21 protein-coding genes are annotated in these 26,150 nt (G+C 57.5%); 5 read left to right on the forward strand and 16 right to left on the reverse strand.

What is annotated here, in order from left to right; all coding sequences use genetic code 11:
* Positions 1 to 3: 3 nt before the first annotated feature.
* Positions 4 to 2,217 carry a TonB-dependent receptor plug domain-containing protein gene (locus C7436_RS01305; protein WP_121206410.1) on the reverse strand — a complete coding sequence of 738 codons (2,214 nt, stop codon included), beginning with the start codon at positions 2,215 to 2,217 and terminating at the stop codon, positions 4 to 6.
* 123 nt (positions 2,218 to 2,340) lie between these two features.
* Here C7436_RS01305 and C7436_RS01310 point away from each other — a divergent pair, with 123 nt between their 5' ends.
* Positions 2,341 to 3,033, forward strand: coding sequence for a J domain-containing protein (locus tag C7436_RS01310; protein WP_014421636.1), 693 nt, complete (start codon positions 2,341 to 2,343; stop codon positions 3,031 to 3,033).
* On the opposite strand, the gene C7436_RS01315 is transcribed toward C7436_RS01310, so the two are convergent.
* From C7436_RS01315 to C7436_RS01330, 4 genes are all read right to left on the reverse strand, one after another.
* A complete protein-coding gene (locus tag C7436_RS01315) occupies positions 2,989 to 4,011 on the reverse strand; it encodes a bile acid:sodium symporter family protein (RefSeq protein ID WP_121206411.1) in 1,023 nt (340 codons plus the stop codon). The genes C7436_RS01310 and C7436_RS01315 overlap by 45 nt on opposite strands.
* Before the next feature lie 3 nt (positions 4,012 to 4,014).
* On the reverse strand, positions 4,015 to 4,689 hold the full coding sequence (locus C7436_RS01320; protein ID WP_121206412.1) for a FadR/GntR family transcriptional regulator: 675 nt from the start codon (positions 4,687 to 4,689) through the stop codon (positions 4,015 to 4,017).
* 112 nt (positions 4,690 to 4,801) lie between these two features.
* Positions 4,802 to 6,283, reverse strand: a complete 1,482-nt coding sequence (locus C7436_RS01325) for a flavin-containing monooxygenase (RefSeq protein ID WP_121206413.1) — start codon at positions 6,281 to 6,283, stop codon at positions 4,802 to 4,804.
* Between the two features lie 67 nt (positions 6,284 to 6,350).
* Complete coding sequence (locus C7436_RS01330) at positions 6,351 to 7,259, reverse strand: LysR family transcriptional regulator (RefSeq protein ID WP_121206414.1); 909 nt, start codon at positions 7,257 to 7,259, stop codon at positions 6,351 to 6,353.
* A 107-nt stretch (positions 7,260 to 7,366) separates the two neighbouring features.
* Here C7436_RS01330 and C7436_RS01335 point away from each other — a divergent pair, with 107 nt between their 5' ends.
* Both C7436_RS01335 and C7436_RS01340 read left to right on the forward strand, forming a co-directional pair.
* A complete protein-coding gene (locus tag C7436_RS01335; RefSeq protein ID WP_170155408.1) occupies positions 7,367 to 8,980 on the forward strand; it encodes an NADH-quinone oxidoreductase subunit L in 1,614 nt (537 codons plus the stop codon).
* The gene (locus C7436_RS01340; RefSeq protein ID WP_121206416.1) at positions 8,977 to 11,382 is read left to right on the forward strand and encodes a YbcC family protein; all 2,406 of its coding nucleotides are present in this window, start codon (positions 8,977 to 8,979) and stop codon (positions 11,380 to 11,382) included. Before C7436_RS01335 ends, C7436_RS01340 begins: the two co-directional genes overlap by 4 nt.
* 7 nt (positions 11,383 to 11,389) lie before the next feature.
* Here C7436_RS01340 and C7436_RS01345 read toward each other — a convergent pair whose 3' ends face one another.
* From C7436_RS01345 to C7436_RS01370, 6 genes are all read right to left on the reverse strand, one after another.
* Positions 11,390 to 12,511, reverse strand: coding sequence for a sulfate/molybdate ABC transporter ATP-binding protein (locus C7436_RS01345; RefSeq protein ID WP_113879776.1), 1,122 nt, complete (start codon positions 12,509 to 12,511; stop codon positions 11,390 to 11,392).
* A gap of 1 nt (position 12,512) precedes the next feature.
* On the reverse strand, positions 12,513 to 13,370 hold the full coding sequence (gene cysW, locus C7436_RS01350) for a sulfate ABC transporter permease subunit CysW (protein ID WP_023008301.1): 858 nt from the start codon (positions 13,368 to 13,370) through the stop codon (positions 12,513 to 12,515).
* Positions 13,371 to 14,243 (reverse strand): sulfate/thiosulfate ABC transporter permease CysT, encoded by an 873-nt coding sequence (gene cysT, locus C7436_RS01355; RefSeq protein WP_011784864.1) that lies wholly within the window; start codon positions 14,241 to 14,243, stop codon positions 13,371 to 13,373.
* Between the two features lie 9 nt (positions 14,244 to 14,252).
* Positions 14,253 to 15,257, reverse strand: coding sequence for a thiosulfate ABC transporter substrate-binding protein CysP (cysP, locus tag C7436_RS01360; protein WP_022992380.1), 1,005 nt, complete (start codon positions 15,255 to 15,257; stop codon positions 14,253 to 14,255).
* 117 nt (positions 15,258 to 15,374) lie between these two features.
* A complete protein-coding gene (locus tag C7436_RS01365) occupies positions 15,375 to 16,343 on the reverse strand; it encodes a beta-ketoacyl-ACP synthase III (protein WP_121206417.1) in 969 nt (322 codons plus the stop codon).
* Positions 16,344 to 16,471: 128 nt separating this feature from the next.
* Positions 16,472 to 17,527, reverse strand: coding sequence for an NAD(P)-dependent alcohol dehydrogenase (locus C7436_RS01370; protein ID WP_121206418.1), 1,056 nt, complete (start codon positions 17,525 to 17,527; stop codon positions 16,472 to 16,474).
* Positions 17,528 to 17,650: 123 nt separating this feature from the next.
* Here C7436_RS01370 and C7436_RS01375 point away from each other — a divergent pair, with 123 nt between their 5' ends.
* A complete protein-coding gene (locus tag C7436_RS01375; protein ID WP_121206419.1) occupies positions 17,651 to 18,232 on the forward strand; it encodes a hypothetical protein in 582 nt (193 codons plus the stop codon).
* 17 nt (positions 18,233 to 18,249) lie between these two features.
* Here C7436_RS01375 and C7436_RS01380 read toward each other — a convergent pair whose 3' ends face one another.
* Complete coding sequence (locus tag C7436_RS01380) at positions 18,250 to 19,149, reverse strand: peptidoglycan-binding domain-containing protein (protein ID WP_121206420.1); 900 nt, start codon at positions 19,147 to 19,149, stop codon at positions 18,250 to 18,252.
* 209 nt (positions 19,150 to 19,358) lie between these two features.
* On the opposite strand from C7436_RS01380, the gene C7436_RS01385 reads away from it, so the two are divergent.
* Positions 19,359 to 20,348: an XdhC family protein gene (locus C7436_RS01385; protein WP_121206421.1), complete on the forward strand. Its 990-nt coding sequence runs from the start codon at positions 19,359 to 19,361 to the stop codon at positions 20,346 to 20,348.
* On the opposite strand, the gene C7436_RS01390 is transcribed toward C7436_RS01385, so the two are convergent.
* The 4 genes from C7436_RS01390 to C7436_RS01405 are packed head-to-tail and all read right to left on the reverse strand — an operon-like array spanning position 20,341 to position 25,968.
* Complete coding sequence (locus C7436_RS01390) at positions 20,341 to 22,182, reverse strand: protein kinase domain-containing protein (protein ID WP_121206422.1); 1,842 nt, start codon at positions 22,180 to 22,182, stop codon at positions 20,341 to 20,343. The genes C7436_RS01385 and C7436_RS01390 overlap by 8 nt on opposite strands.
* Positions 22,183 to 22,191: 9 nt before the next feature.
* Complete coding sequence (locus tag C7436_RS01395) at positions 22,192 to 23,778, reverse strand: dihydrolipoyllysine-residue acetyltransferase (protein ID WP_121206423.1); 1,587 nt, start codon at positions 23,776 to 23,778, stop codon at positions 22,192 to 22,194.
* A 26-nt stretch (positions 23,779 to 23,804) separates the two neighbouring features.
* On the reverse strand, positions 23,805 to 24,782 hold the full coding sequence (locus tag C7436_RS01400; RefSeq protein WP_022992373.1) for an alpha-ketoacid dehydrogenase subunit beta: 978 nt from the start codon (positions 24,780 to 24,782) through the stop codon (positions 23,805 to 23,807).
* A 1-nt stretch (position 24,783) separates the two neighbouring features.
* Complete coding sequence (locus C7436_RS01405; RefSeq protein WP_121206424.1) at positions 24,784 to 25,968, reverse strand: thiamine pyrophosphate-dependent dehydrogenase E1 component subunit alpha; 1,185 nt, start codon at positions 25,966 to 25,968, stop codon at positions 24,784 to 24,786.
* Between the last annotated feature and the right edge of the window lie 182 nt (positions 25,969 to 26,150).

Genomic DNA, 26,150 nt, shown 5'->3' on the forward strand with positions numbered 1-26,150 from the left:
CCGTCAAAAGCGAATACCGGCTTCAACAAAAAACTGATTATGATCTTCGATGTTGTTGTCTGAGCTTAGCTCAGGTTCCCGGTTCAGGTAATGTTGCATGGATAGCGCGATTTCAGCCGTATAACGGGGCTGGAATATCTGTTTCACCAACCGGGTATCAAAGCGTTCAAACCGGGTGTTGAATTCGTCGGCCCAGTAAAATGCACCAGACCACTTAAAGCCTGCGGGAAGATCCTGAATAATCGCCAGGCTACCCGAGTGCCGGACAGACATCCGCTCCAGCAGTTCGGTCATGTAGCGCTGCTCGTTTTCGTTTACCGTGCCGTCAGATTCCAGAATCGGCGCGCCGGTATACCAGGTCTCCTGATCAAGATAACCGTAGCTTGCTCGAAGCAGGGTGCCGGGGAAATCGAGGCTGGCTTCAACCTCAAAGCCCTTCTGGTCAACGGCCACGTTGTTTTCCAGCGTCCACTCCTTGAGCTGGATAACGCCACTGATCATGTCTCTGAGCTCATCGCGAAAGCCTCTGACTTCAAGCGAGAACAACGCTTGATCCAGAGGAAACTGCCCGAAGTAGCTGATTTCGTGAGAGGTAATGGTCTCCTCCTCAAGATCGTTACTCAGTGTGAGGATACCTGTTTCCTGGGCGGCGTCCTCAATCGTGACGCGGCGACCTTCAAGGTCAGAATAGATTGCCGGTCTGACATTACGCAGGGTGTATCCCCAATCAGGGCTTTGTTCAAAGCCATCAGGAGTTCTGACAGCCTGGGAGAACACAAACCTCAGGGCGTGGTTATTGTTCACCACGAAGTTTGCGGCTGCGCGGGGCGAGAAATAGCTGTCGCCTGTGGTGCTGGTTCGCTCCCAGTTGCCGCCGGCATTAAAGGTGACCCATTGCCAGGGACTGAATTCCAGGTTGCCGAACAAGCGGGACTGATAGTTGTTTCCGCGCCCGTTGAAGTAGGTTTCTGAACGGAAGATATCTTTACGGAAACCCGCGCCGGAAACCAGTTTCAGGCTGTCGCTGACAATCAGCGTATCCTGAGCTTCCAGTTCAATCCGGGTATCTTCGGAATCTGCATCCACTACTGCAAAAGCGTCGGGACCGCCCTGGGATATGAAACAGCGCCGTTCCCGCCCGCCGGCCGTGTACGTGTACTCGTACAATGGAGTGTTGTTTCGGAGGCATTCCACCGTGCTGTCCGGGAAACTGATGGCATATTCCTGGCGCCGGTCAAAGTTCTCAACGCTGGCCTGCAAGTGAATGAAATGCTCGCTTGAGAAACTATGGTTGAGCTTGCTTTGCAGATAGTAGTCCCGCACGTCGATGTCCGGATGGTCCAGCGGATTGAGTTCGCCGCTTTTGTCCTTGTCCTCGTATTTGGTGCCATCGACCACGCCGCCCTGAAGTTCCAGGTTAGTCCCCGGCGTAAATGTCAGTCGAGAATCGTAGATAAAAGAGTTGATGTCGTGGCCATCATTGAACGGGAAACGTTCATCGTCATCGATCTGATAATCAAATCCGTCGAACTTGCGTTTCTCGAAACTCAGGCGCCAGTCGTAGCTCGAATCCGCATTGCCGGTGGAGGCAAAAGTGCGCAGGTAGCCCCTGGAGCCACTGGTGACCGTCGTTTCCAGGTTGGCGCTGTCCGCAGGATCCCGAGTAATGATGTTGATAGTGCCCAGAAATGCGTTGATACCATAGGCGGCCGAATTCGGTCCTCTGGCTACCTCAATGCGCTCGATCAGCTCGAGGGGCACAGGCATGGTTTCCCAGTCCATGTCGGACAGAGTGGCCCGGTGAGCCGTCCGGCCGTCTACCAGAACCTGCATTCTCCGCTGTTCGTAGTGGACTGTGCCGTGGTAGGTAACTACGGGTTGATGGCTGCCAACAAAGTTCACCACCATGCCTGGCACCAGGCGGAAGACTTCATACAGGCTTCTGATACCCAGATCCCGAATCAGGTCTCCGGCAATCACCGTCGTACTGCCGGGTACTCGGGTTTTGGGCTGCCGCAGTCTGGTGGTGGTCAGCACTTCCGGTATCGTGGCGTTCAAGCCGGGAATACTGTCCTCGAAACCGGATTCGAGAGTTTGTGCGGTGCCGGGTAATGCCGTCCCGCTCAGCGCTGCAGAGAGGGAAACCGACAGCCATATGCGTCCTTGCAAGCGATGAAGAGAGCGTTGCTTTGCAAACAGGTAATTCGTAATGGCCATGTGTGTCGTTCTATAATTTGCCGAGATGAAAATATTGTTATGGTTCTCAACTAATCCTAAGTGAGAGAGCCCCGTTTGTCTCCATAAAGAATACAGATTTTCCATTATCGGAGTTGCTGTTGTATGAACTGTTGGGATCTTCTCGGAATCGAGCCGACTGGCGACCAGGATCGGATACGCCAGGCCTACGAGCGTCAGTTGAAGTTTGCGTCAGGCGATGAGGCCCAGGCCCTGGAGCGGGCCTACCGTGAAGCGACTGGTGGCGCGGAGCCCCAATCGACGGCCAATGCGCCGGACGGAGTCCCGTCATCAAGCCCGACAGACAATGATTCCGGACAACTCCGCTATGAAGACGCTGATTCCCGGGCGCTGACGTCCGAAGAGGCCCAGGTTACCCGGGAAGTCATTATCCAGATCAGGGCGTTGATGAACGATAATTACCGCCAGCAGGACGTTGCTATCTGGAAGGCCATCCTGTGTGAACCCCCGGCAGATCGTGTTGATGTTCGCCGGGAGATTGGTCGCCAGTTGGAGCCCCAGGTTCGCCCGCTGGCAGAAAACGGCGCGCTTCCGGCTCCGGTCGCGCGCTTTCTGGGGGACTGGTTCGAGTGGTTCAGCCTGAAAGATGTTGTTGAAGAGCCGGATCCACGGACTTACCCGGAGTCGGATATGCTATCTGGCCGAGGCATGGGGGAGGGGGAAAGCGATTCCGCCGACCAGCCTCCACAGATGGTGAATTTCTGGCCGGCGGTTATTGGCTGGATTGTGGGTTTAGCGATTCTGGCAACCATTTTCGGAGGCATGGGCGGGGGCTGATTTTGCCTGTTGAATTTTCTCACGATACTTCTGCGCAAGAATGGCCCCGACAATCACCTGGATCTGGTTGTAGCACATAATCGGCAACACGATCATGCCAAACCCCGGATGGCCAGAGAAAAGCACTTTGGCCATCGGCAAGCCAGATGCCAGGCTCTTCTTCGAACCACAGAAAACCACCGCGGCTTCATCCTCCAGACTGAACCCCAGCTTTCGCACCATCAATCGAGCGATCAGCATAAACAGCCCCAACAAGCCGAAGCAGATCAGAATCGCCAGGACGATGGCCTGTACCGGAAGGTTCTGCCACAACCCGCTGACCACGGAGTGAGAGAAGGCGGAGTATACGATGACCCAGATCACACACTGGTCATAGCGCGCCATCAGTGACTCATTGCGTGACAGGTAGCCGCCGAGCCAGGAGCGCAGGGCATGGCCAATCGCAAATGGCAGCAGTAGCTGAAGTACGATGTCTTTCAGTGCCTCGGCAACCGAGAACTCTCCGGCGCCCGAGGTGGATACCAGGAGCAGCAACAAAAACGGTGTCAGCATCATGCCGAACACATTGGATGCGGCCGCACTGCAGATGGCAGCCGGTACGTTGCCCCGGGCCATGGCGGTGTAGGCAATCGAAGAAGATACAGCGGATGGAAGCACGCCCAGATACAGAAAACCCAGCCCCAGGTCTTTGGGCATCCACTCGGGCGCAATAGTGCTCAGTTCATTGACCGGCAGTACGGCAAGGGGGAAAAACACGAAGGTGAGGGCGGTAATCAGGATGTGCAGCCGCCAATGGGTGGCGCCGTCGATGATCTGCTGTCTGGACAGGGCTGCGCCATGAAAGAAAAACAGTAAGGCCACCGCGATGGTTCCTGCGGTGCCGAGCGCTTCTGCCGCCTGTCCCGTTACCGGCAGGAACGAGGCGAGAACAATGGCGCCAAGTAACAGCAGGGTAAAGGTGTCTATCCGGAATTTCACAGCTTACTCCTTACCACTGAGGGCATTGAGGCTTGGTGTCAGAAGCGCCCTCGATAGTGCCTCCGCTTTATCGGAATCTTTCCGGCGAATGGCTGCCAATAGCAGTTCGTGGTCTTCCTGGCTGGGTTCAGGGAGATCTGAATCCATTTCGGTTCGCTCGATGGTCTGGCTAACCGCGTGAGAGAAATAGTCGTAGAGCTCAATCAGGGCAGAATTGTGAGATGCTCGCACCAACGAGCGATGAAACCGCTCGTCGTGCCGTATACGTTCCGCAATGACCTCTCCGGCCGCCGCTCGCGCATCCAGGGCCTCGGTCATGGCTTTAAGGTCCGCTTCGTTGCGGCGCCTCGCTGCCAGGCGTGCCGCTTCCGTCTCCAGCGTAATCCGGACCTCAATCTGTTCTGCCAGTCGGCTTCGGGCAATTCTCCGAAGTGTTTCTCCGGCGTCCCTGTTTGCGCGCACGTAGGTCCCGTCTCCCTGTCGGGTTTCCAGCATGCCAACGTGCACCAGAACCCTTACGGCTTCGCGGATCGTGTTGCGACTGATACCCAAAGCCTCTGAGAGCTCTGCCTCGACGGGTAAGCGAGCACCTACCGGCCATTCCCCGCTCTCAATCGTTTTCCGGAGACTTTCAATGGCGGTTTCGACCAGCGAACCTTTGCGGATTGGTGTCAGCATAATGGATCATCCCTCTATATGGTGACCCAATCATCCTATGTTTGAGCGCCCGATTCAACCCTTGCTTAAAACTCATGAGATACCTCGGCGGGGCGGTTCCGCGCTGCCGGGCTCAGGCGTTCACCGGGTCAAGAAACTGGTAGTCCGCGGTATCCACTGACCGGGTCGCAAACCGGTAACTGAAGGTGAAGCCGGGCCAGTTCACGGTGTTTCGCCCATGCTCGTCCAGGTACCAGGAGCTGCAGCCAGCGTCCCATACACTGCCTTCCAGCCCGCGCTGGACCACCTGGCAGTATCGGCTCTGGCGATCCTCCCGTACATCCATGGCCGCGCCGGGATAGCGGGAGAGGGCGTCCAGGGCACTTAACACGTACCGGTACTGAGATTCGAGCATGAACAGAATCGAATTGTGTGCCAGGTTGGTATTCGGGCCATAGAGCATGAAGAGATTGGGGAATCCACTGACTGAGATGCCTTTGAAAGCTTTGCTGCCGTTGGACCATGCGTCATTCAGCGTCAGACCCTCACGGCCGGCAATGTGGATGGGCGAGAGAAACTCGCTGGCCCGGAAGCCAGTTCCGAAGATGATGATGTCGGCAGGCCGGTGCTCGCCTTTTTCAGACACAATCCCGGTCTCGTCTATTCGGGCTATGCCGTCTGTGAGCAGGTTGACGTGGGGCTGATTGACCGCTCGGTACCAGTCGTTGGAGATCAGGATTCGCTTGCAGCCAATGCGGTAATAGGGGATCAAATGGTGGAGTTTATCCGGGTCTGTTACCCAGCGGCGGGCTTCTTTTCGGGCCTGATGGGCGAACAGATCCAGAATCCACGAGAAACGGGTAAATGCCAGAGCCCGGGATTCGTTCTTCCAGTAGATGAGGCCCCGGTAGAGGCGATCCCACAGTGGCAGCTTTTTAAACAGTGTTTGCTCAAACTGGTGAAACGGCCGGTCCGGCTTGGGCAATACCCAGGCGGCTGAACGCTGGTAAAGGTCCATTTGCCCGACCAGTGGCGTAATTTCCGGCACAAACTGAATCGCGCTGGCGCCGGTTCCTATCACCGCAACGCGCTTGTTGTGAATCTCGGTATGGTGCTGCCATTGGGCAGAATGAAAGCAGGTGCCCCGGAAGGTCTCGAGCCCCGGAATGTTAGGCATGGCTGGCCGGTTCAACTGGCCAGTGGCGGTGATTAACACGTCGGCGCTGAATGTGTCGCCGGTTTCAGTCAAGACATGCCAACGGTTGCTGTGATCGTCAAATGTTGCGGACGTTACCGACTGATTGAACTGGATGTGAGGCTCCAGTTGGTATTTGCGAACGCAGGATTCCATGTATTCGAGGATTTCAGGCTGAGCTCCGAATTTTCGGCTCCAGTCGTGTTTGGGCTCGAACGAGTAGGAGTAGAGGTGGGACTGAACATCGCAGGCCGCACCGGGGTATGTGTTGTCGCGCCAGGTTCCGCCCACACCGCCGGCTTTTTCCAGCAGAGTCAGGTCCGTAAATCCTGCCTGTTTGAGTTTGATGGCCATACCGATTCCGCCGAATCCGGTACCGATAATCAGAACAGAGGGTTTTCGGGTGCGAGCGTGGGCCATGGATAATCCTTGTTATTGTTGTACACCAACGACTATAACGGCCCGTTTGCGTAATACATAGGCCGAATCAACCAGATTGATTGTCCGAAAAGGTCAGTAACTCCTCGGCTTTCTGAGCCATCAACTCCCGCAATACCGGCGACTCAAACTGGCGCCGGATACGAATGGAGTAAAACTCTTCGAATACGCCGGGCAGGGCGCCGTAGTCCTTCAACTCGCCGTTTCTCAGCTCATCCCGGACCACCACCGGTGGCAGTATGGCGTAGTGGCCGCTGTCCCGGGTCAGCAAACGCATCATGGCCATATCGTCAACTTCAGCGATGATTACAGGGTGAATGTGGTGGTGCTCACAGAGCTGATCGAAGGCCTGCCGGATGTTGTTGTCAGGCCCCGGCAGAATCAGGGGGCGGTCGCGCAGAATATCGGGAAATCCAGGGGCATCCTGGCTGCCCGGCGGCCCGATTACGCTGACCGACTGGCGGGCTATACGGCGTGAGCGCCAGGGCGTTTCTTCGTCACCTTGTACTGGCTGATTCGACAGAATCAGATCGAGTCGGTGCGCTGACAAACGGCGAAGAAGGTCGTCAAGGCTCCCGCTTTGCAGCTTGAGCTCCAGATCTTTTCGTCCCAGCAGGGGCCGCAGGAAGCCTTCCTGAAAGTTTCTGGAGAGGGTTGCGACCGCACCGACTTTCAGAGTTTCCCGGTTGGCCTGACGCCCGGTACGAAACAGCGCCTCCAGTTCCTCCCCCTGGCGGAAAATCTCTTCAGCGTAGGTAAAGGCTACCCGCCCGGCCTCCGATAGTCGCAGTCGCCGCCCCTCCCGGACAAAAAGATCGTAGCCAAGGCTTTCCTCCAGCTTTCGTATCTGGCCGGACAATGCGGACTGAGAGATATGAAGTGATTCGGCCGCCCGGGTGAGGTGTCCGGTTCGAGCCACAGTCCAGAAATAGTAGAGGTGATGGTAGTTCAGACGCATGGTGGTCTCTTGTCTGTTCTTTAAAAGTGAACGATTTAATCTTTATAAACCATTTTATGTATGAGTGCATTAACGGCAAAGTAGGCGTGAACCTGAAGGAGCCCAACATGACAACACTTACCACGACTGCTTCGCTCGTGCTGTTGATGGCCTGGCTGGCCCTGCCTGTTGCCCTGCTGGCGCTGGCTGGATTCGCCAACTGGACGAAAAACCCTCTCAAACTGGCTCATTGCTGGCGCCTGGCGGAAAGCGGTTTCAGGCTGTTGCTGCTGGCAACCGCCACGATTGGTGCAGTCCTGTTGTTTGACCGGCTGGTGTTCGATACCGGTCTGCCGGAGCTCGGCATTCGACTGGGGCTGTACCCGGACGGATTGGCGGTATGGATGGCGCTGATGGTCTGTTTCATTGCCTGGGTCATTCTTCGCTATACCCGGGACTACCTGCGTGGCGACCCGGCTTATAATTCGTTTTTGCCCTGGTTCCTCACTACAGTGGTCAGTGTACTGGTGCTGGTGTTTACCGATCACTTGCTGGTGCTGGCCGGTGCCTGGGTGGGGGTAAGCCTCTCATTGCACCAGCTGCTGACGTTGTACGCAGAACGGCCACAGGCTCGCCTCGCGGCAGCTCAGAAATTTATTGCCAGCCGGCTTGGTGATGCCGCCATTCTGGCAGCCGTACTGTTAATCTGGAATCACTACGGCAGCTTCCGCATCCCTGAAATCTATGCTTTGGGCGAACACCTGGGCCGTGAATCGCAGTCGCTGACCATCGCTTCTGCGTTGCTGGCGGTGGCTGCTGCGCTTAAATGTGCCCAGCTCCCGTTCCACGGTTGGCTGATCCGGGTGATGGAAGCTCCCACCCCTGTGTCAGCACTTCTGCATGCGGGCGTAGTTAACCTGGGCGGTTTCCTTTGGCTGCGACTGCTCCCGGTGTTTGAAGGCTTCACGGCAGGGCACATGATACTGCTGGTTGTTGGCGGGGCAACCGCCATCGTCGCCGTGTTCACCATGATGACCCAGAATTCAGCGAAACATGGCCTGGTCTGGTCCACCAATGCCCAGATGGGCTTCATGCTGTTCGAGATTGCGCTGGGCGCCTACACGCTGGCACTACTGCACCTGCTGGCTCACTCCCTGTACAAGGCGCACTCGTTCCTGGCCGTTGGCCGTACCGTCAAAGTCTCCCGGATTGCGTTTTCAGAGCAAATCAGCAAGTCGCAAGCCGGTCTCGCTCTGCTGGCCTCTGGCCTGGCCGCCGCCCTGCTGTGGCAGGCCCCACAACTGGTGGCCCACAAGCCGGTACTGGCGGCCTTGCTGGTGTTCGCGGTTGGCGCTGCCGTTCTGGGTACACCGGGAGCAAGCCAAAAAGGCGCCCGTGTCGTCGTGTTGCTGCTGGCCGTTGCTCTGGTCCCCCTGTACGGGGTGCTTAACTGGCTGCTGAGCACCGCTTTGCCTCAGATCGCGCACACAGCCTTGCCGGTTGGCGCGGAGTGGTTCGCCTGGGTAGTTCTGGCCGTGCTGTTTGTGTTGTCGCTGTTGCTATTCGCCCGCCCGCAGGGCGTACTGGCGCAGAAGCTCCACTGGCACTTCAGCCAAGGACTCTATCTCGACAAGCCTTTCGAAAAGCTTACCCGCCGCTGGGCACAAACCTGGCTCAATGCTCACGGTAAACCGGCCGACATGCGACTGCGGCACAGGGCTCTGACTGGAGAAAGATCATGAACGCACCTGTTACGAATTCTGTTTCCTGTGAACAGGTTATTCCGGAGCTTCTTAATGAAGCCTGCGAACGAATCGCGCCCATCTGGCCGTTAGATCGCTGGATTGCGGTTAACCCCTGGTGGGGCAGCAGGACTGGACCTGTCGAGAAGGTTTCCCGAGAACTGGACAGTCTGTTCGGAGCAGGGTTGTTGATGCCTCCGGCTTTCTACCGGAAAGCCTGGGATGGCGGCCGTATTCAGCTTCCGCACCTTGAGGAAGCTGCCCGCGAAGCGGGCTTGAAAGATGATAGCCAGGCGCTCCTGGCCCAGCTTTCTGGGGCTGCATCAAATCAGCCCGGGTTTGTGTCGGCTCTTGGTTACACCCGCCGTGGTCGACAGGAACCGTCCCTCGAGGAGGTCCGGGAAGAGATCGGACGCGCCTGTGCGCGCTACTTCGACCTGCGCCAGAATCGCTGGCGGGTTTCTGGTACAAAACAGGATCTGTATCAGTTCTGGCTTAGTCAGTCCGGACGCTCACTGGCCCGGAAAGCCAGCATGGAAATGTTGCTGAAGCCTGACTGGCAGGAAGCCGCTGCAACGGTAGCTCGTGAGCTGCCTTACAGCAGCCGCCAACTGCCCCTGGTGATCCACCACCTGCTCGGCCATTTGCTGGGCTGGGCATCCTGGTGCAGAGGTGTGGACTGGCGAGCAGCACTGGGCGATCCTCATGAAAGCGGTACCGAACACTTCTGCGCGCAATTGGCGACCATCTGGCTCATTCATGAGGCCCATGCGCTGATCAATATGACTGAGGCAGAGCGTGAGAGCTGGCAGAATCGTTACGTCAATGCGTTCGATCTGGCGCCGGCGTACGCTAATGAACAGGCGCTCTGGATATGGCATCGCGCCTATGAGCTGGCCTGGCAGTCCCGTTTCCTCGACGATATCCGCTCCGGTGAGCGGAGCCCAGTGGCGGAACCGGATACTGTGGCTGAAGTGCAGGCCGCCTTCTGCATAGACGTAAGGTCTGAAGTCATTCGTCGACAGATGGAGAAGGTATACCCTGAAATCAGAACGCTGGGAGTGGCGGGTTTTTTCGGCATGCCCATTGTTCACCACAGGCATGGCCCAACCGATGACGACGCCCGGCTGCCAGGTCTGCTGGCGCCGGTGTATCGGTACTCGGAAACCCTGGGCAGTCCGTCAGAAGACCGGGAGCTGGACCGGAAACTGGACAGCCGCGAACAGGTTCGGGAGTCCGTACGCCGGGCCAAATACTCCAGCCTGTCTACATTCACACTGGTGGAAACCACTGGCCTTGCTTGGGCCTGGAAGCTTGTTCGCGACAGCCTGAACAGAAACTCTGCAAAAGCAGAGGCGGTGGAGCCCGGCAGGCTCCACCACTGCGTGGACGGCTATCCGTTGTCAGACCCTGAGCGGGTAAATCTGGCGGAGGGGCTTTTGCGGGCGATGTCCCTGACCAAAGGCTTCGCCAGCGTGTTGTTGCTGGTGGGCCATGGTGCCCATACGGACAACAACCCCAACGAAGCTGGTCTGGCCTGCGGAGCCTGTGGCGGCAAAAACGGAGGGGTAAACGCCAGAGTGGCTGCCGAGCTGCTGAATGACCGGCAGGTGAGGGCGGGCCTGGCAGAGCGCGGCATTGTTATGCCCGAGAGCACCATTGCTCTGGCAGCTGAGCATTGCACGATCACAGACAGAATAACCATTTTCGGGCGGGACCAGATACCCGACAGCCATCATCGGGTACTGAATACGCTGGTTGAGAAGCTTGAGGCTGCTGGCCAGGCCTGTCGCAGAGAAAGAGCCACCAGTCTTGGGCTTAATGGCAAGAGCGATGACGACCTGCTTGCCGAACTCAAACGCCGGACTTGCAACTGGGCGGAAGTTCGGCCTGAGTGGGGCCTGGCCAACAATGCCGGGATGGTGATCGGCCCCCGTTCACTTACTCGCTCACTGGATCTCGGGGGGCGCTGCTTCCTGCACGACTATGATCCTTCGCAGGACCCGTCCGGAGAGGTTCTGACCCTGCTGATGTCTGCGCCCATGGTGGTGGCAAACTGGATTAATCTGCAGTACTTCGGTTCGGTTGCCAGGCCGGATATCTTCGGTGCCGGCAACAAACTGCTGCACTCGGTGGTTGGCGGCAACCTGGGTGTCATCGAGGGGAATGGTGTCGATCTCAAGATCGGACTTCCGTTGCAGTCAGTATTCGACGGTGAGCACTGGCGCCATGAGCCAATGCGCCTTGCGGTGGTGATCGATGCACCGGCGGAACGTATTGAAGCGGTCATCCGGGGTAACGCGGATGTCCGGGCTCTGGTGGAAAACCGCTGGCTCTGGCTGCACCGAGTGGAGGGCGACCAGACGCTGCGTTACGACGACGGTAGGTGGGTAACCACCTGACCGCCGATCACATATTGCTGGCGTTGGCTGCCTCGGTGTATTGCCAGTCGATTGTTCTCGGTTGAACGCTGTCGGCGACAAAGAGGTGGCCAACGTCTGGTACCGCGTACCAGAGTTCACCACGGGTGGGGTTCTGGCGCGCAAACTCCGCATGACTCATGCCGATTTCCCAGATTTCATCGCTTTGCCAGCCTTCCGGGGCAAGTTCAATACGCACTTCCGAGCCGATCAGGCTGATGGCTTCAATGCGCAGGGGCAGGCGGGCCTTGGCCGCGGGGGATCGGGACAGCTGAACTTCGTGGGGGCGCAGGTAGAGCTGGGCTTCCTGATCCTGGCGAATCCCCGGCAAGGATACCCAGGCATCGCCCTGAACCAGTTTCTGACCTTTCACCAAGCCCGACAACACGTTGACGTGGCCCAGGAAGTCGAAAACGAACCGGCTCTCTGGCCGGGCATACAGTCCGGTCGGTGAATTCACCTGTTCCACCTGACCCTGGCTCATAACCACCACCTGGTCTGACAGCTCCAGCGCTTCTTCCTGATCGTGGGTCACGAAAATGCTGGTGAAGTGGTACTCGTCATGCAACGCTCGCAGCCAGCGGCGCAAATCCTTTCGTACTTTGGCATCCAGGGCGCCGAAGGGCTCATCCAGCAGCAGAATACGAGGCTGAGTTGCCAGCGCGCGAGCCAGAGCAACACGCTGTTTCTGCCCACCAGATAGCTGTGCCGGATAGCGTTTGGCCAGTTCCGGCAACTGAATCATCTCCAGCAGCTTGGCCACCCGTTGGCGGATCTCCTGCTTTGAGGGGCGCTGCTTTTTGGGGAGCGACTCCAGGCCGAACGCGATGTTCTCGGCAACGGTCAGGTGCCGGAACAGGGCGTAATGCTGAAACACAAACCCGATGTTTCGGTCGCGAACGTGTAACTGGCTGACATCGTCACCACCGAACAGGACCCGGCCGGAATCCGAAGACTCCAGTCCGGCAATAATCCGGAGTAGGGTGGTTTTGCCGGAGCCAGAAGGGCCGAGAAGAGCGGTGAGCTGGCCTTCGGGGATATCCAGAGAGACATTCTTCAGCGCCTGAAAGCCGCCGAAGTGCTTGTTGATCTGGTCAATGGTGATACTCATGTCACGCACCTCCTTCTTCGGGCGTCGCGTGTTCAGCTCGGGACTGACGCCATTCGACAAATGCTTTTGCAATCAGTGTCAGGATGGCGATACCGGCCAGCAGCGAAGCGCTGGCAAAGGCCCCGACAATATTGTAATCCTGATAAAGCAGTTCAACATGCAGCGGTAAGGTATTGGTTTCTCCGCGAACATTGCCGGATACCACCGAGACCGCGCCGAATTCACCCACGGCCCGGGCGTTGGTCAGCACCACACCGTAGATCAATGCCCACTTGATATTAGGCAGTGTGATCTTGCGAAAAATCCGCCAGCCGGAAGCGCCCAGCACCACGCCGGCTTCCTCCTCCTCGCTGCCTTGTTGCTGCATCAAGGGGATCAGCTCCCTGGCCACAAACGGACAGGTTACGAATACGGTGACCATCACGATGCCGGGCCAGGAGAACATCAACTGAACGTCGTAGTTGCTCAGCCAACTGCCTAGCCAGCCGTTCCGGCCATAGAGCAGCAGGTACAGCAGACCGGCAACAACCGGTGATACCGCAAATGGAATATCGATCAAGGTGATCAACAGCTTGCGCCCGGGAAAACGGAACCGAGTAACCGACCAGGCGAGGGCTGTCCCGAAGACCAGGTTAAGCGGCACCGTGAGTGCGGCCACAAATAGAGTCAGGCCGATGGCATCCAAGGTGTATTCATCCAGGACATTGCCGGCAAAAGCGCTCCAGCCTGTGCTCAGTGCCTGTGTAAAGATCACCACGACCGGAATCACCAGCATGATCAGGGTGATCGAGAGGGCCAGCCCGATCAGGCTGCGGCGCACCCAGGGTTGGTCACCAATACGGCGGTTTTGCGCAGCCATCTATCGACCCTCCAGCCTGCGCAGGTATCGACCCTGCCAGAGGTTGATGGAGAACAGTAGAATCAGCGACGCCAGCAACACCAGCGATGCGATAGCACTGGCGGCCGCGTAGTCATACTCCTGCAGACGGATGAAGATCATCAGGCTGGTGACTTCGCTGACATAGGGCGTGTTGCCGGCGATAAAGATAATCGCACCGAACTCTCCCAGGCTCCGCGTGAAGGACAACGCGATTCCAGTTACCAGGGCGGGCCAGAGTGATGGGAATATAACCTTGCGGAACACGCGCCCGTCAGACGCTCCCAAACTAACGGCGGCTTCTTCATCGGCTGGCGACAGCTCTTCAAGCACCGGCTGCACTGTACGCACCACAAACGGGATACTGGTGAAAGCCATGGCCACCACGATGCCCAGCGGCGTAAACGCAACCTCCACACCGATTTTGGCCAGCCATTGGCCGTACCAGCCATTCTGGGAAAACAACGTTGCCAGGGTGATGCCGGCGACGGCAGTCGGCAAGGCAAAGGGCAGGTCGACCACGGCGTCGACAATACGCTTGCCCGGAAACTCATAGCGCACCAGCACCCAGGCCAACAGCAACCCGAACAGGCCATTGAATAGTGAAGCTGCCAGGGCCGTCCATAACGTAACCTTGTAGGACTCCACCACGCGCGGATCGGTGATGGTGAACCAGAACTGGTCCCAGGTCATGCCGGAGGTTTCGACGACCAGCCCGGTCATCGGCAGCAGCAAAACCAGGCTGACAAAAAACAGAGAAATGCCGAGGCTCAGACCGAACCCCGGCAATACCCGTTTGTTACGACGACCAAGGCGCCGCACGGGGGCGACGCCTGCTTGAGCGGAGGTGGGCATAGCTTGCTCTTACCGGCGCCGCTGCAACTGGTCCAGCTTGCCGCCACTGCTGAAATGGGTACTCATTGCGTTTTCCCAGCCACCGGCAATCTCTTCGATGGACAGCAGTTTCAGTTCCGGGAAGCGATCGGCATTCTCGGCTTTCACGGCGTCGTTGTGAACACGGTAGTTGAAGCCTGCCAGCAGGCGCTGGGAGTCTTCGGTATAAAGGTGCTCCAGGTACTCCTTGGCCAGCTCGGCGGTGCCATTCTGTTCAACGTAGTCGTCAATCCAGGTCACCGGGAATTCGGCCAGGAAGCTTACCTTCGGCGTAACAGCCACGTATTCACCGTTCTCGAAACGGTCTGCAATGTTCAGAACCTCCGACTCGAAGGTCAGCAGGACATCGCCGATGCCGCGCTCAACGAATGTGGTGGTGGCACCACGACCGCCGCTGTCAAAAACGCGTACCTGACCGAGCAGGTCCGCCATGAACTGATCAATCTTTTCCTGATCGTCGCCAAACTGATCCTGGGCGTAGCCCATAGCGGCCAGGTAGGTGTAACGGCCGTTTCCGGAGGTTTTCGGGTTCGGCATCACCAGTTGAACGTCTTCGCGGATCAGGTCGTCCCAGTTCTGGATATTCTTGGGATTACCCTCACGCACCAGAAACGCCATGGTTGAGTAGTAGGGCGAGCTGTTGTTCGGCAGGCGATCGGCCCAGTCTTCAGGAATCAGGCGACCGCGCTGGTGCAGGATGTCGATGTCGGTCACCTGGTTGAACGTTGCAACATCGGCTTTCAGGCCCTGGATAATGGCCTGTGCCTGCTTGGATGAACCTGCATGGGACTGTTTGATTTCGACCGTTTCGCCAGTCTTTTCCTGCCAGTGCTTTTTGAACTCTTCGTTGTAGGCAGCGAACAGTTCGCGGGCGATGTCGTAAGAAGTGTTGAGCAGCTCCCGGTCTGCAGCCAGTACCGGTTGGGCGGAGAGCAGGGCGGCGCCGAGCGCGATTCCCTTGAAAAGTTGCTTCATAACGAGCTCCTCAGAATGATGGTTCTAATCTGAAGAGCAATCTAACAAAAGGTTTTAAGAACGAAAAATATTAAAAATAAATATTAAAAGGCTTGTTTGGCATATAGGGGCCGGTAATTAGTAGCGTAGCAGTGCCGACCCCCAGGTGAAGCCGCCGCCGAAGGCTTCCAGCAGAACTACCTGTCCACGCTGGATTCGACCATCGCGGACGGCTTCATCCAGCGCCAACGGGATGGATGCCGCCGACGTATTGCCATGACGATTGACGGTCACCACCACCTGATCCATAGGCATATCCAGCTTTCGGGCCGTGGCAGCGATAATCCGCAAGTTGGCCTGGTGCGGAACCAGCCAGTCGATCTCGGATTTCTGCATCTGGTTGGCTTCCAGGGTTTCATCGACAATCCGGCCGAGCGTGTTCACCGCCACCTTGAAGACTTCGTTGCCTTTCATTTCCACAAACGCCTGGCCGGCTTTTACCGCATCAAAATCGTTAGCGATACCGCAGGGTACGTGCAGCAACTCTTCATACCGGCCATCGGCGTGGAGATGAGTAGACAGAATGCCGGTCTCCTCACTGGCCTCGAGCACAACCGCACCGGCGCCGTCGCCAAAAAGCACGCAGGTGGTGCGGTCTTCCCAGTTAAGGATGCGGGAGAACACCTCCGCGCCGATCACCAGCGCCTTTTTACTTGAACCGGTACGAATGAACTTCTCGGCAGTGGCCAGGGAATAGACGAAACCGCTGCATACCGCCTGGATATCAAAGGCAGGGCAGCCCTGAATGCCGAGCCGGGCCTGCAGGATACAGGCGCAACTGGGGAATACCTTGTCTGGCGTGGTGGTGGCAAAAACAATCAGATCAATATCGGTAGTTTCAATACCGGCGGCTTCAATGGCCTTCAGGGCCGCTTGCTCAGCAAGATCCACCGTGCTTTGTCCGGGCAGGGCAATATGCCGTTGCTCGATACCGGTGCGTTCGCGAATCCACTGGTCAGAGGTCTCCACCTTCTGTTCCAGGTCGCGATTGGTAACGATGTTGTCCGGCAGATAGGAACCGGTTCCGGCAATGCGTGCAAAGGTCATGGACAATTTCCAGGGGTTTATAGGGTAACGATAGACCCATGCTAAACCTTTGCAACCGGATTGGTTATTAGCGGATTGTCAAAGACTGCCCGGGCGACACATTGGTCACCCGGGCAAGGGGAGGGAGATCAGCCTTCTTTCAGCGTTTTCATATCAATGACGAAGCGATACTTCACATCGCCTTTCTTCATGCGAACGTAGGCTTCGTTGATGTTGCGGATATCCAGCATCTCGATATCACAAGTGATGTCATGCTCCGCACAGAAATCCAGAACCTCCTGGGTTTCCGGCATACCACCAATGAGAGAGCCAGCCACCACACGGCGTTTGGTCACCAGCAGACCGGCCTGAAGGGCGGGCTCAATTGGTGTGAGCAAACCCACGAGGATATGCGTGCCGTCGTACTTGAGGCATTTCAGGTACGGATTGAGATCGTGGGCCACCGGAATAGTGTCGAGCAGAAAATCGAAAGAATCGGCGGCGGCTTTCATCTGCTCCTTGTCGGTGGAGATGATAACGTGGTCCGCACCCTGCTTCTTCGCTTCCGCCACCTTCGCTTCTGAGCGAGTGAAAATTGTGACTTCGGCGCCCAGCGCTTTGGCAAATTTTACGCCCATGTGGCCGAGGCCGCCCATACCGAGCACGCCAACCTTGTGACCTTTGCCCACCTTGAAGTGCTTGAGTGGGGAATAGGTGGTGATGCCTGCGCACAGAATGGGAGCCGCACTGGCGGGGTCGAGTTTTTCTGGCACCCGGACCACAAAACGTTCGCTGACAACAATCCGCTCGGAATAGCCGCCGTGGGTGACCGAGCCATCGTGACGATCCAGGCTGCCGTAGGTCATGGTGGAGCCTTCAATGCAGTACTGCTCCAGTCCGGAGTCGCAGGCGGAGCAACTGCGACAGCTGTCTACCATGCAGCCCACGCCCACCAGGTCGCCGGCTTTGAAGTGACTGACCTCCGGCCCAACTGCGGTGACCCGGCCAACAATTTCGTGGCCCGGAATGACCGGATATTTTGAACCACCCCAATCATCTTCAACGGTGTGGAGGTCACTGTGGCAGACGCCGCAGTAGTCGATCTCGATCGCTACATCGTCTGCACGGAGCTCCCGGCGATCAATGGCGTAGGGGGCCAGGCCGGAATCCGGGGCAGTGGCGGCGTATGCTTTGGTATTGGCCATTCGTTCACTCCTTTTCAGTTTTAGAACAAGGATCACGGTTCTGCCGCGGCAGGACAGTTACCTTGTGTTACTCAGTACATTTCAATTGTAACCTACGTATTCCACTCCATCAGGGATGACCAGATGACAAACACGCAATCTCTTAAAGCTGTGTGGCTGGCGAGCGCAATCGCGCTGGGCGCGGGCCTGGTCAGCGGTTGTATGCCAGGTACCATTGCCACCGGCGTTGGCACCGGTTTTGTGTATGAGCAGAAACAGGACCACAAGCACCGCCATGAAGTGGAGCGGGCGGTGGATCAGTACGTCGAAGACCACGCCAACTCTCCGTGCAGGCACGGGGAAGACCGAGTAATGGAGTCTGCGGCGGAGATTCTCAAGGAATACCGGTTAACCGGTTTGAAAGAGGTGCTGGGCCGACTGGATAAGATCTATCAGGATGAAAGTCAGCCGGATCATATCCGGGCCGGTGCCCTGTACAACATGGCGGTGTTGCAGTCGCGCCGCAAGGAACCCAACAAGGTGCTCGCGCGGGAGTACTTCAAGCGCCTGTATGTAGAATTTCCTAACGAGTATCGCTGCATCTTTGAAGAATCAGACTGGCGGGATTCAATGATTGAACAGCAGTTGCTGCTGCCCGGCGAGACGGTTGAATCCTTCCTGAGAGATGCGAAAGCCGATGTGGAGCGCATGAAGCGGCAGGACTGAGCCTGCCGCCTTCAATATCAGGCTATCCAGCCGAAGAAGAAATCAAACAGCCAGGAGAAGAAGCCACCGCTGCTCTGTGGGCGCGATTCGGCCTTTGTATCCTGATTAGCAACCGGCTCGTTGGCGTTTGCCACTGGCGCATCAACAATCACGGGTTCCGGCTCTTCTTCAGCGACGAGCGGCTCGTCCGGGCCCGCTGCGGTAGGCTCGGTGGGCAGTTGGGCGATCAGTTCCTCGTTATCGCCAGTGACCACCTCGACAACTTCTGCCGGCTCCTGATCTGCGGTGACTGGCGTTTGATAACTTTCGGAAACGGATGAAGAAAGCTCTGTAACACGCTGGTCTTTATGGCTTTCATTCGGACCGAGTTCAGAATCTTCTTCTGGGACGGATTGCACTGCCGGCTCTAGGGCCGCTACCTGATTTTCTCGCGGTTCCGTAGTATCCACGACCTCCGGCTCGACGGTTTCCGGTTCAGGCTCCTTAATTTCGGGGGCCGGTTCCGGCTTGGACTCAGGTGCGACAGCGGCCACGGAGCGGGCGGTAGGCCGAGAGTTTGCGGCAAGCCCGAGCTGATTGCGAGCGGCAGACCGGGAAGCGACAGAATTGCTCTGGATCGTCAGGGTCGGAGCCGCCTCCACACCAAGGGATTTGAGCGTGGCTGAATCCAGATTTCCGCTTGCTGAGAGCTCGGGGCGATCGGACTGATACTGACGAATGGCAGTTCGCAGCTTGGAGTCTATCCAGCCGTCGGCCGTGCCGATATCGTAACCGGACCCATAAAGCGCATTTTCCGCAGCAAAGACGGTATGGGTGGGAGAGGCTGCCTGGGCCCAGCTGCAGATGGCAAGGCTTGAGACAACGGCCAGGCTTTGCGCGGCGGTTTTTCGGCGTCCCTGCAACGGTGAGCGTTTCATGGCGAATCCCTCCAGAGGCTCATTGGTATTGTTGTTTACATATTGTTACTGAGTATCTTCACGGTATCAGGGATTAATAGTTGCGCCTATGAAGTGGTTAACAAGTTGGCGCAAGGTGCCCGTAGGATGTTGCGGAGGTTGCTGGTATTGTCACAACCCATCAGGCACAGAACGGGCAGAGCATCCCCGGCAGTTTTGGCAGACCAAGCATGCAAAATCTCGATTATCGCGTTATACAGCAGGCCATTGACTGGCTGGAGCAGGGGCACACGATCTGGCTGTGCACCGTGCTGTCCACGTTCGGCTCTTCCCCCCGGGAACCCGGAGCGATGATGGTAGCGAAAGGCGACGGAGCGCATGTGGGCTCATTGTCCGGCGGCTGTGTTGAAGAGGATTTCCTGGATCGACTGATGCAGGGGGAATATACCTTGTCATCCGTTGTCATTAGATATGGTGGCGCCAGCGAGGAAAACAGGAATCCAAGCGTAAAGCTGCCCTGTGGGGGTGCATTGGAAGTACTGGTGGAAAAGCGATCTCCGGAGTCACATTTTGTCGATCAGCTGCGGACACTGTTGAATGGGCTTTCAAATGGTGAAGCCCTGGAGCGGGAAGTAGACCTGGCTCGTGGTAGCGCCAGCCTCAACCCTGTCGATGATCACGGCAGCCGAGTCGTTTGGGAGCAGGGAAGCGAGACCATAAAGATTGTCGTCGCACCCGTCGCACAATTGATCCTGGCCGGATATTCAACAGTAGCGGACGCCTGCGCCCGGTTTGCTCTGGGTCTGGGTTATGAGGTGGTGCTTTGCGACCCACGGGAAGACATTGCAGGCACACTCGATTTGCCCGAAGGTGTCGAGTTTATTGCTCAGCTGCCGTCCGTATACCTCGGCAAAGACGGTGTCTGTACGCCCTCGACGGCCGTAGTGGCCACCACGCACGATCCAAGGATTGATGACCTGGCGATGATGGCCGCGGTCAAAACGCCAGCGGGCTATATCGGTGTCATGGGCTCAATGCGCACCTCAAAAGCCCGGGCGGAACGGTTGAGGCGCAGTGGTGGGCTCACTAAGGCCGAGATTCAGCGTATTCATATGCCGGTAGGACTGGATATCGGCAGCAAAACACCGGCCGAGATTGCCCTGTCGATTATGGCAGATGTGGTTCGTGCCCGGCGCCAGTTATCCCGGGCGGTCAGCTAACGCTCTCGGTTCTCGGGTTTCGGGGGTAGTACCGGTCGGGTAGCCGCTCGATGTGTGGGAAAAACCGGGTGTCCTTGTAGGGCATCTTCATATATCCGGACACGCCAAGCCCGGTAATCTGCTCTACCGCAGACAGGATCTCGCCCAGCAGTTCCCGGAATTCCGGTTCCCGCTCAGGATCCAGCAGCCGGTAATGACTGTGGATCTTCAGGTGCCGGGGCAGGGCTTCGAAGATGATCATACCGGTGTGGTGAATGTCGTTCAGACGTTCCAGTGCCCGGATAATCGTCTCGGGCAATACCAGGAATTCTTCCGGGTCGGGCCCATCCTCAAAATAGGAATGCACGCGGCTTTCATCTTCCACTTCCGGTGCTGCGCTCACTTCGTAGTGTAGATTCATGCCGGGGGAGACCAGAAACGGCTGGCCCGGGTCTTCACGATCAATGTGCAGGGTGTTACGGGCGTTGAACAGGCAGCTTTTGAATATTCCTTTGCGGTAGATGGCCTGGGCCAGGTACACCATGTTATTGACGGCCTGGACAAAGGCCGATTTCAACGTCGGATCATGCAGGTTCAGAGAGGTATCGATATAGATGCCGTCGGTTTCCCAGCGTACCGCCAGGCCACCTTCTACGGGGTAGCGTCCGAGCCGACTAACCGCCGCCAGAAACGCTTTCTCGGTTTCTCCCATGCCCTGCATGAAGTTCTTGTAGTAGCGGTCGAGCTGGACGTCGTTGACATCACTCAGGGTCTCCGGCGCGCCTTCCTCCCGCAAAAACGATTTCCGGGAACTGTAGACCACGGTATCAATTTCCTGCCCGGACGCCCGCACCCACACCGGTACCTGCGGAGTGGTCGGCCGCTCTGGCAGGTCAATCATGACCGTGCGTGCCATTCGGGGCATTTCCCGCAAGTAGTAATCACCAGCCTTGCGGCGAGTCTCCGGGTCGGGCGACAGCATGCCATCGAGCATACGGGCAAATTCCATGGGAAGCCCCAGAGACGTAGCCGGAATAGCCCGGTGGCCGAATCGACAGGATTGTGCAGAGGCGAGGGCGTACAGGGTTCCGGCGGCGCCCTGTTCATCAAAACGGGGCGAGGATAGCCCGCCGTTCAGCTGCTCCTCGCCGATAAAATAGACATCACCCAGTCTGGCATTGGTCTGCTGAAGGTTATCCGACATCAGTTCCATCACATTCGCCGTGACGAACTGTTGATTGGCATCCAGCTGGGCGAACACCGAAGACCCCCAGTCAATCAGCGCAATATTTTCAGTGCGGGCGTCAAACACCAGGTTGGACGGTTTGATGTCGCCGTGAACAATGGGGCGGCCGGCGGGCCCGTTTTCCCGGCGCAGGCAGCGCAGAATATCCGCCAGTTGGTCCGCAATTCGAATAACAAGTCGGGGCTTCAGGCGGCCTTCCTGCAGGGAGACTTCTTCCAGATTGAGCCCCGCAGCTCGCTCCATGACCAGGATAGGTTGGTTGTTGGCGCGCTGGAAGGCGATCAGTCGCGGCACTCTGGGGTGATGCACCTGCTCCAGAATGAAGGCTTCGTCTTCCAGGCGATCCTGTAGGTGCTGGGGCAGGTTGATGCGAGTGAATTTGAACACATGCTCCGGGCCTGGTGTGTCCAGGCCGGGAAAACGGCCGGCAAACACAAACCCATAGGCGCCCTTGCCAATCAGTTCAACATCCCGGTAACCCAGTTGGCGGAGCTGGGCAACGCAAAGCGCCACCCAGTCCTTGAGCTTCTTGGCATCATCGTGGCTGAGCAGGTAGATCGACTGCTCTTCCGGTATATAGAATTGCTGAAGATGCTTTTCCTGCTCCATCACAGCCCGTCAGCCCATATGCAACAGCATGGTCTGGGGCGACTCCAGATAGCTTTTCCATAGATTGCAGAACCGCGCGATGGTGCCGCCATCAATAATGCGGTGATCGCCGGCCCAGCTGATCGTCATGATCGCCCGCTCAACCACCTGACCATTGGCGTCGAAACGCGGTAGTTTCTGGGTGCGGCCCAGTGCCACAATCGCCACTTCCGGTGCGTTGATGATGGGCGCTGCGTAGGTGCCGCCCAATGCGCCGATATTGGAAATGGTGATGGTGCCGCCTTTGAGATCATCCTGGCTGACACGTCCGGAACGGGCGGCCTCAGTCAACCGAGCGATTTCCTCGGCGATACCCAGCAGGGTGAGCTGTTCAACATGCTTGACGTTGGGCACTACCAGGCCAGCTTTGCCATCTACCGCCATGCCAATGTTGCAGTGGGGCAGGTAGTGGATTTCGGTCACGTCCTCGTTTAACTGACTGTTCAATACCGGGTATTCCTGAACAGCCAGGGCCATGGCCTTCATGAAGAATGGCATGAGCGTTAGCCGGGTGCCTTTGGCTTCAGCCTCCGGCTTCAGCTGTTCCCGAAGCCTGAGCAAGTCGGTTACATCAATATCCTCACTGTAGATAAAGTGAGGGATGGTGGTTGCGGATTGAACCATCGCCTTGGCCATGGCCGCTTTCATGCCTTTGATCGGTTCCACGCGGACTTGCTGATCACCTTCGGCGTGGCGGCGAGGCGCCGTGCTGGGTTCAGCCTGACGTTCGGTGGCGCTGGGCTCTGATTTGGGCTGTTCCAAATGCGCCAGAACATCTGCCTTAAGCACCCGGCCATCCTTGCCGGAACCGGCAATGTCGCCCAGGTTCAGCTCGTGCTCGCGCACCAAACGACGGACCGCCGGGCTTGCTGGAATCCGGGCCCGGGTGCCGGTTTCCACCGGTGTCGCTTTTGTGGGCGCGGCGTCCGCCGACGGCCTGGATTCACTCTTTGGCTGAGGAGTCTCTTCACGATCCCGTGGGATGAAGGCAAACAGCGGTGAATGCACCCGCGCCATGGATTGCTGCTCGTGGTAGAGCTTGGTGATTCGTCCGGCCTTGGGGGCGGTGATCTCAACCATGGCCTTATCGGTCATCACGTCCACGACCGGCTGATCTTCTTCGATCTCGTCGCCCTCGGCGACGCGCCATTCAACCACCTCGCACTCGACAATCCCTTCACCGATGTCGGGTAAAATAAAGTCTTCAGTCGCATTATCGTCCCCGCCTTGTGCGGGTTCCGCTTTGGCTACAGCTTCCGGGGCAGCATCTACCTGCGACGACTCTTCAGCGCTTGCTGGTGCCGGCACCCCGGCCTCGCCACTCTCATCCACCAACTCGAACAGTGGCGCATGCACCTTCGCGATATCGCCTTCCCTGTAATAGAGACGGGTAACCCGGCCCTTGTAGGGGGCAGGAATTTCCACCAGCGCCTTGTCAGTCATCACTTCGGCCACCGGCTGGTCTTCCTCGATGACGTCGCCTTCAGCTACCAGCCATTTGACCAGTTCACATTCCACGATACCTTCGCCGATATCGGGCAGAATAAAATCACTCATGCTTGTTCTCCTGTCCTGATATCCGCCTAGAATTCCACGCTTTCCCTGATGGCCTCGTAGACCTTCAGGTGATTCGGCAGGTGCTCCTTCTCAAGCACCAGCGGGAAGGGGGTGTCCATCCCGGTTACCCGCGCAATGGGAGATTCCAGGTACAGGAAGCAGCGCTCCTGAATGGTCGCTGCAATTTCGCCGGCAAAGCCTCCAGTGAGAGGAGCTTCGTGGGTAATCACAAGGCGCCCGGTTTTGAGCACGGAATTGGCCACGGTTTCCACATCCCAGGGCAGGATCGACCGAAGGTCAATCACCTCGCAGGAAATGCCTTCCTTTTCAGCGCGCTCAACCGCCTGATCAATTACGTCCATCTGGGCGCCCCAGCCAAGAATGGTCACGTCAGTGCCTTCCTTGGTGATCTCGGCTTCACCCAGAGGCAGGCGGTAATCTTCATCAGGCACTTCGCCCACAGACGCCCGGTACAGGCGCTTGGGCTCAAAGAACAGTACCGGGTTCGGATCGTGGATGGCTGCCAGCAGCAGGCCCTTGGCCTGGTGCGGGTTGCGGGGTACTACAATCTTGAGCCCCGGGGTGTGTGCGAAATAGGCTTCCGGGGATTGTGAGTGGTAAAGGCCGCCGGCAATGCCACCACCGTAGGGTGCACGAATGGTCAGACCACCAACGTTAAAGAGGTTGCCGGAGCGATAGCGGTATTTCGCCGATTCGTTCACGATCTGATCGAAGGCCGGGAAGATGTAGTCGGCAAACTGGATTTCAGCCACCGGCACAGAGCCCTGGGCGGCCAGACCGTTGGCAAAACCGATAATGCCCTGTTCCACCAGCGGTGTGTTGAAACAGCGGGACTTGCCGTATTTCTGTTGAAGATTACTGGTAGCGCGGAACACGCCGCCAAAAACGCCCACGTCTTCACCGAAACACAACACTTTGTCATCGGCCGCCATGGCGGTATCCAGGGCATTGTTGATGGCCTGGAGCATATTCATCTTGGTCATCTCACGCTCCTCCCTTAACGTGTTCGGCGCTCTTTGGGTACTCATCCGGATATCGACGAATGTGAGCCTTCAGTTTCTCAAACTGCTCGGCCAGCATGGGAGGTACTTCGTCGTAGACATCGGTAACCAGAGTTTCGAGGGCTGGTGGCGAACGCTTCTGGGCCCGCTTCATGGTTTCCAGCACTTCCCGGCGCATGTTTTCCTGGAACTGTTTTTCGTCGTCCTCACTCCACCATTTCTTGCTTTCCAGCCACAGGCGCATGCGCAGGATCGGGTCTTTCTCGCGCCATACCGCTTCCTCGTCTTTGCTGCGATAACCGGACGGGTCGTCGGAGGAGGAGTGGGCCGCAAGGCGGTAGCTCATGGCCTCGATCAATACCGGTCGATTGTGTTTGACGGCCAGCTCCCGGGCGGTTCTGGTGGCTTCATACATGGCCAGTACGTCGTTACCGTCTACCCGGATAACGTCCATCTTGTAGCCATAGGCTCTGGGTGCTACGCCGTCGGCTGCGAACTGTTCGGCTGCGGGGGTGGAAATGGCATAACCGTTGTTCCGGCACAGGAAGATGACGGGTACGCGATGGACAGCAGCCATGTTCAGGGCCGCGTGAAAATCACCCTCGGACGCGGCGCCTTCGCCAAAATAGGTGATGGTGCAGTGGCCGTCTCCCGCCAGCTTCTGGCCATAGGCATAGCCTGTGGCCTGGGGGATCTGGGTGGCCAGGGGCGAAGAGATGGTCATGTAATTCAGCTTTTTCGAGCCGTAGTGCACGGGCATTTGCCGGCCCTTACCATAATCAAGCTCATTGCCGAAAAGCTGGTTCATGAATTCGTCGATGGAAAAACCGCGGTAGGCGAGGGCGCCTTGCTCCCGGTACTGCGCCATGATCATGTCGTTATCATCCAGCGCGGCGGCGCTGCCGATCACGGCGGCTTCTTCACCGGTACACTGCATGTAGAAGCTTAGACGCCCCTGGCGCTGGGCAGCAAGCATACGCTCATCGAGAATCCGGGTGGTGACCATGGCCCGGTAGATGCGAAGGGCTTTGTCTTTTTCAAGATCCGGCGCTTTGGCGCTCTTATAGAGCTTGCCATCCTGCTTAAGGAGCTTGAACGTGGGAATACGGAATTCCGCACCATCGGTGAACGAGGGGGAATACACAACTTTCGATTTTGTTGTTGTCATAGTCCTCTTCCTGGGGTGTTGGCCTGAGGAAACAAAACACGCCTTGTGGGCGTGTCGTTAATGTCATTGTAGACAACCTGGGGAAATCTGGTGTGGATCATTCCAGGCTTGCCTTTACCTTAACGTAAACTGCATCCGTCGGGTAGGCCCAGAATGCGGATTTTTATTTAACTGTGCCACAC

The sequence above is a fragment of the Marinobacter nauticus genome, assembly GCF_003634635.1.
Taxonomy (GTDB): domain Bacteria; phylum Pseudomonadota; class Gammaproteobacteria; order Pseudomonadales; family Oleiphilaceae; genus Marinobacter; species Marinobacter nauticus.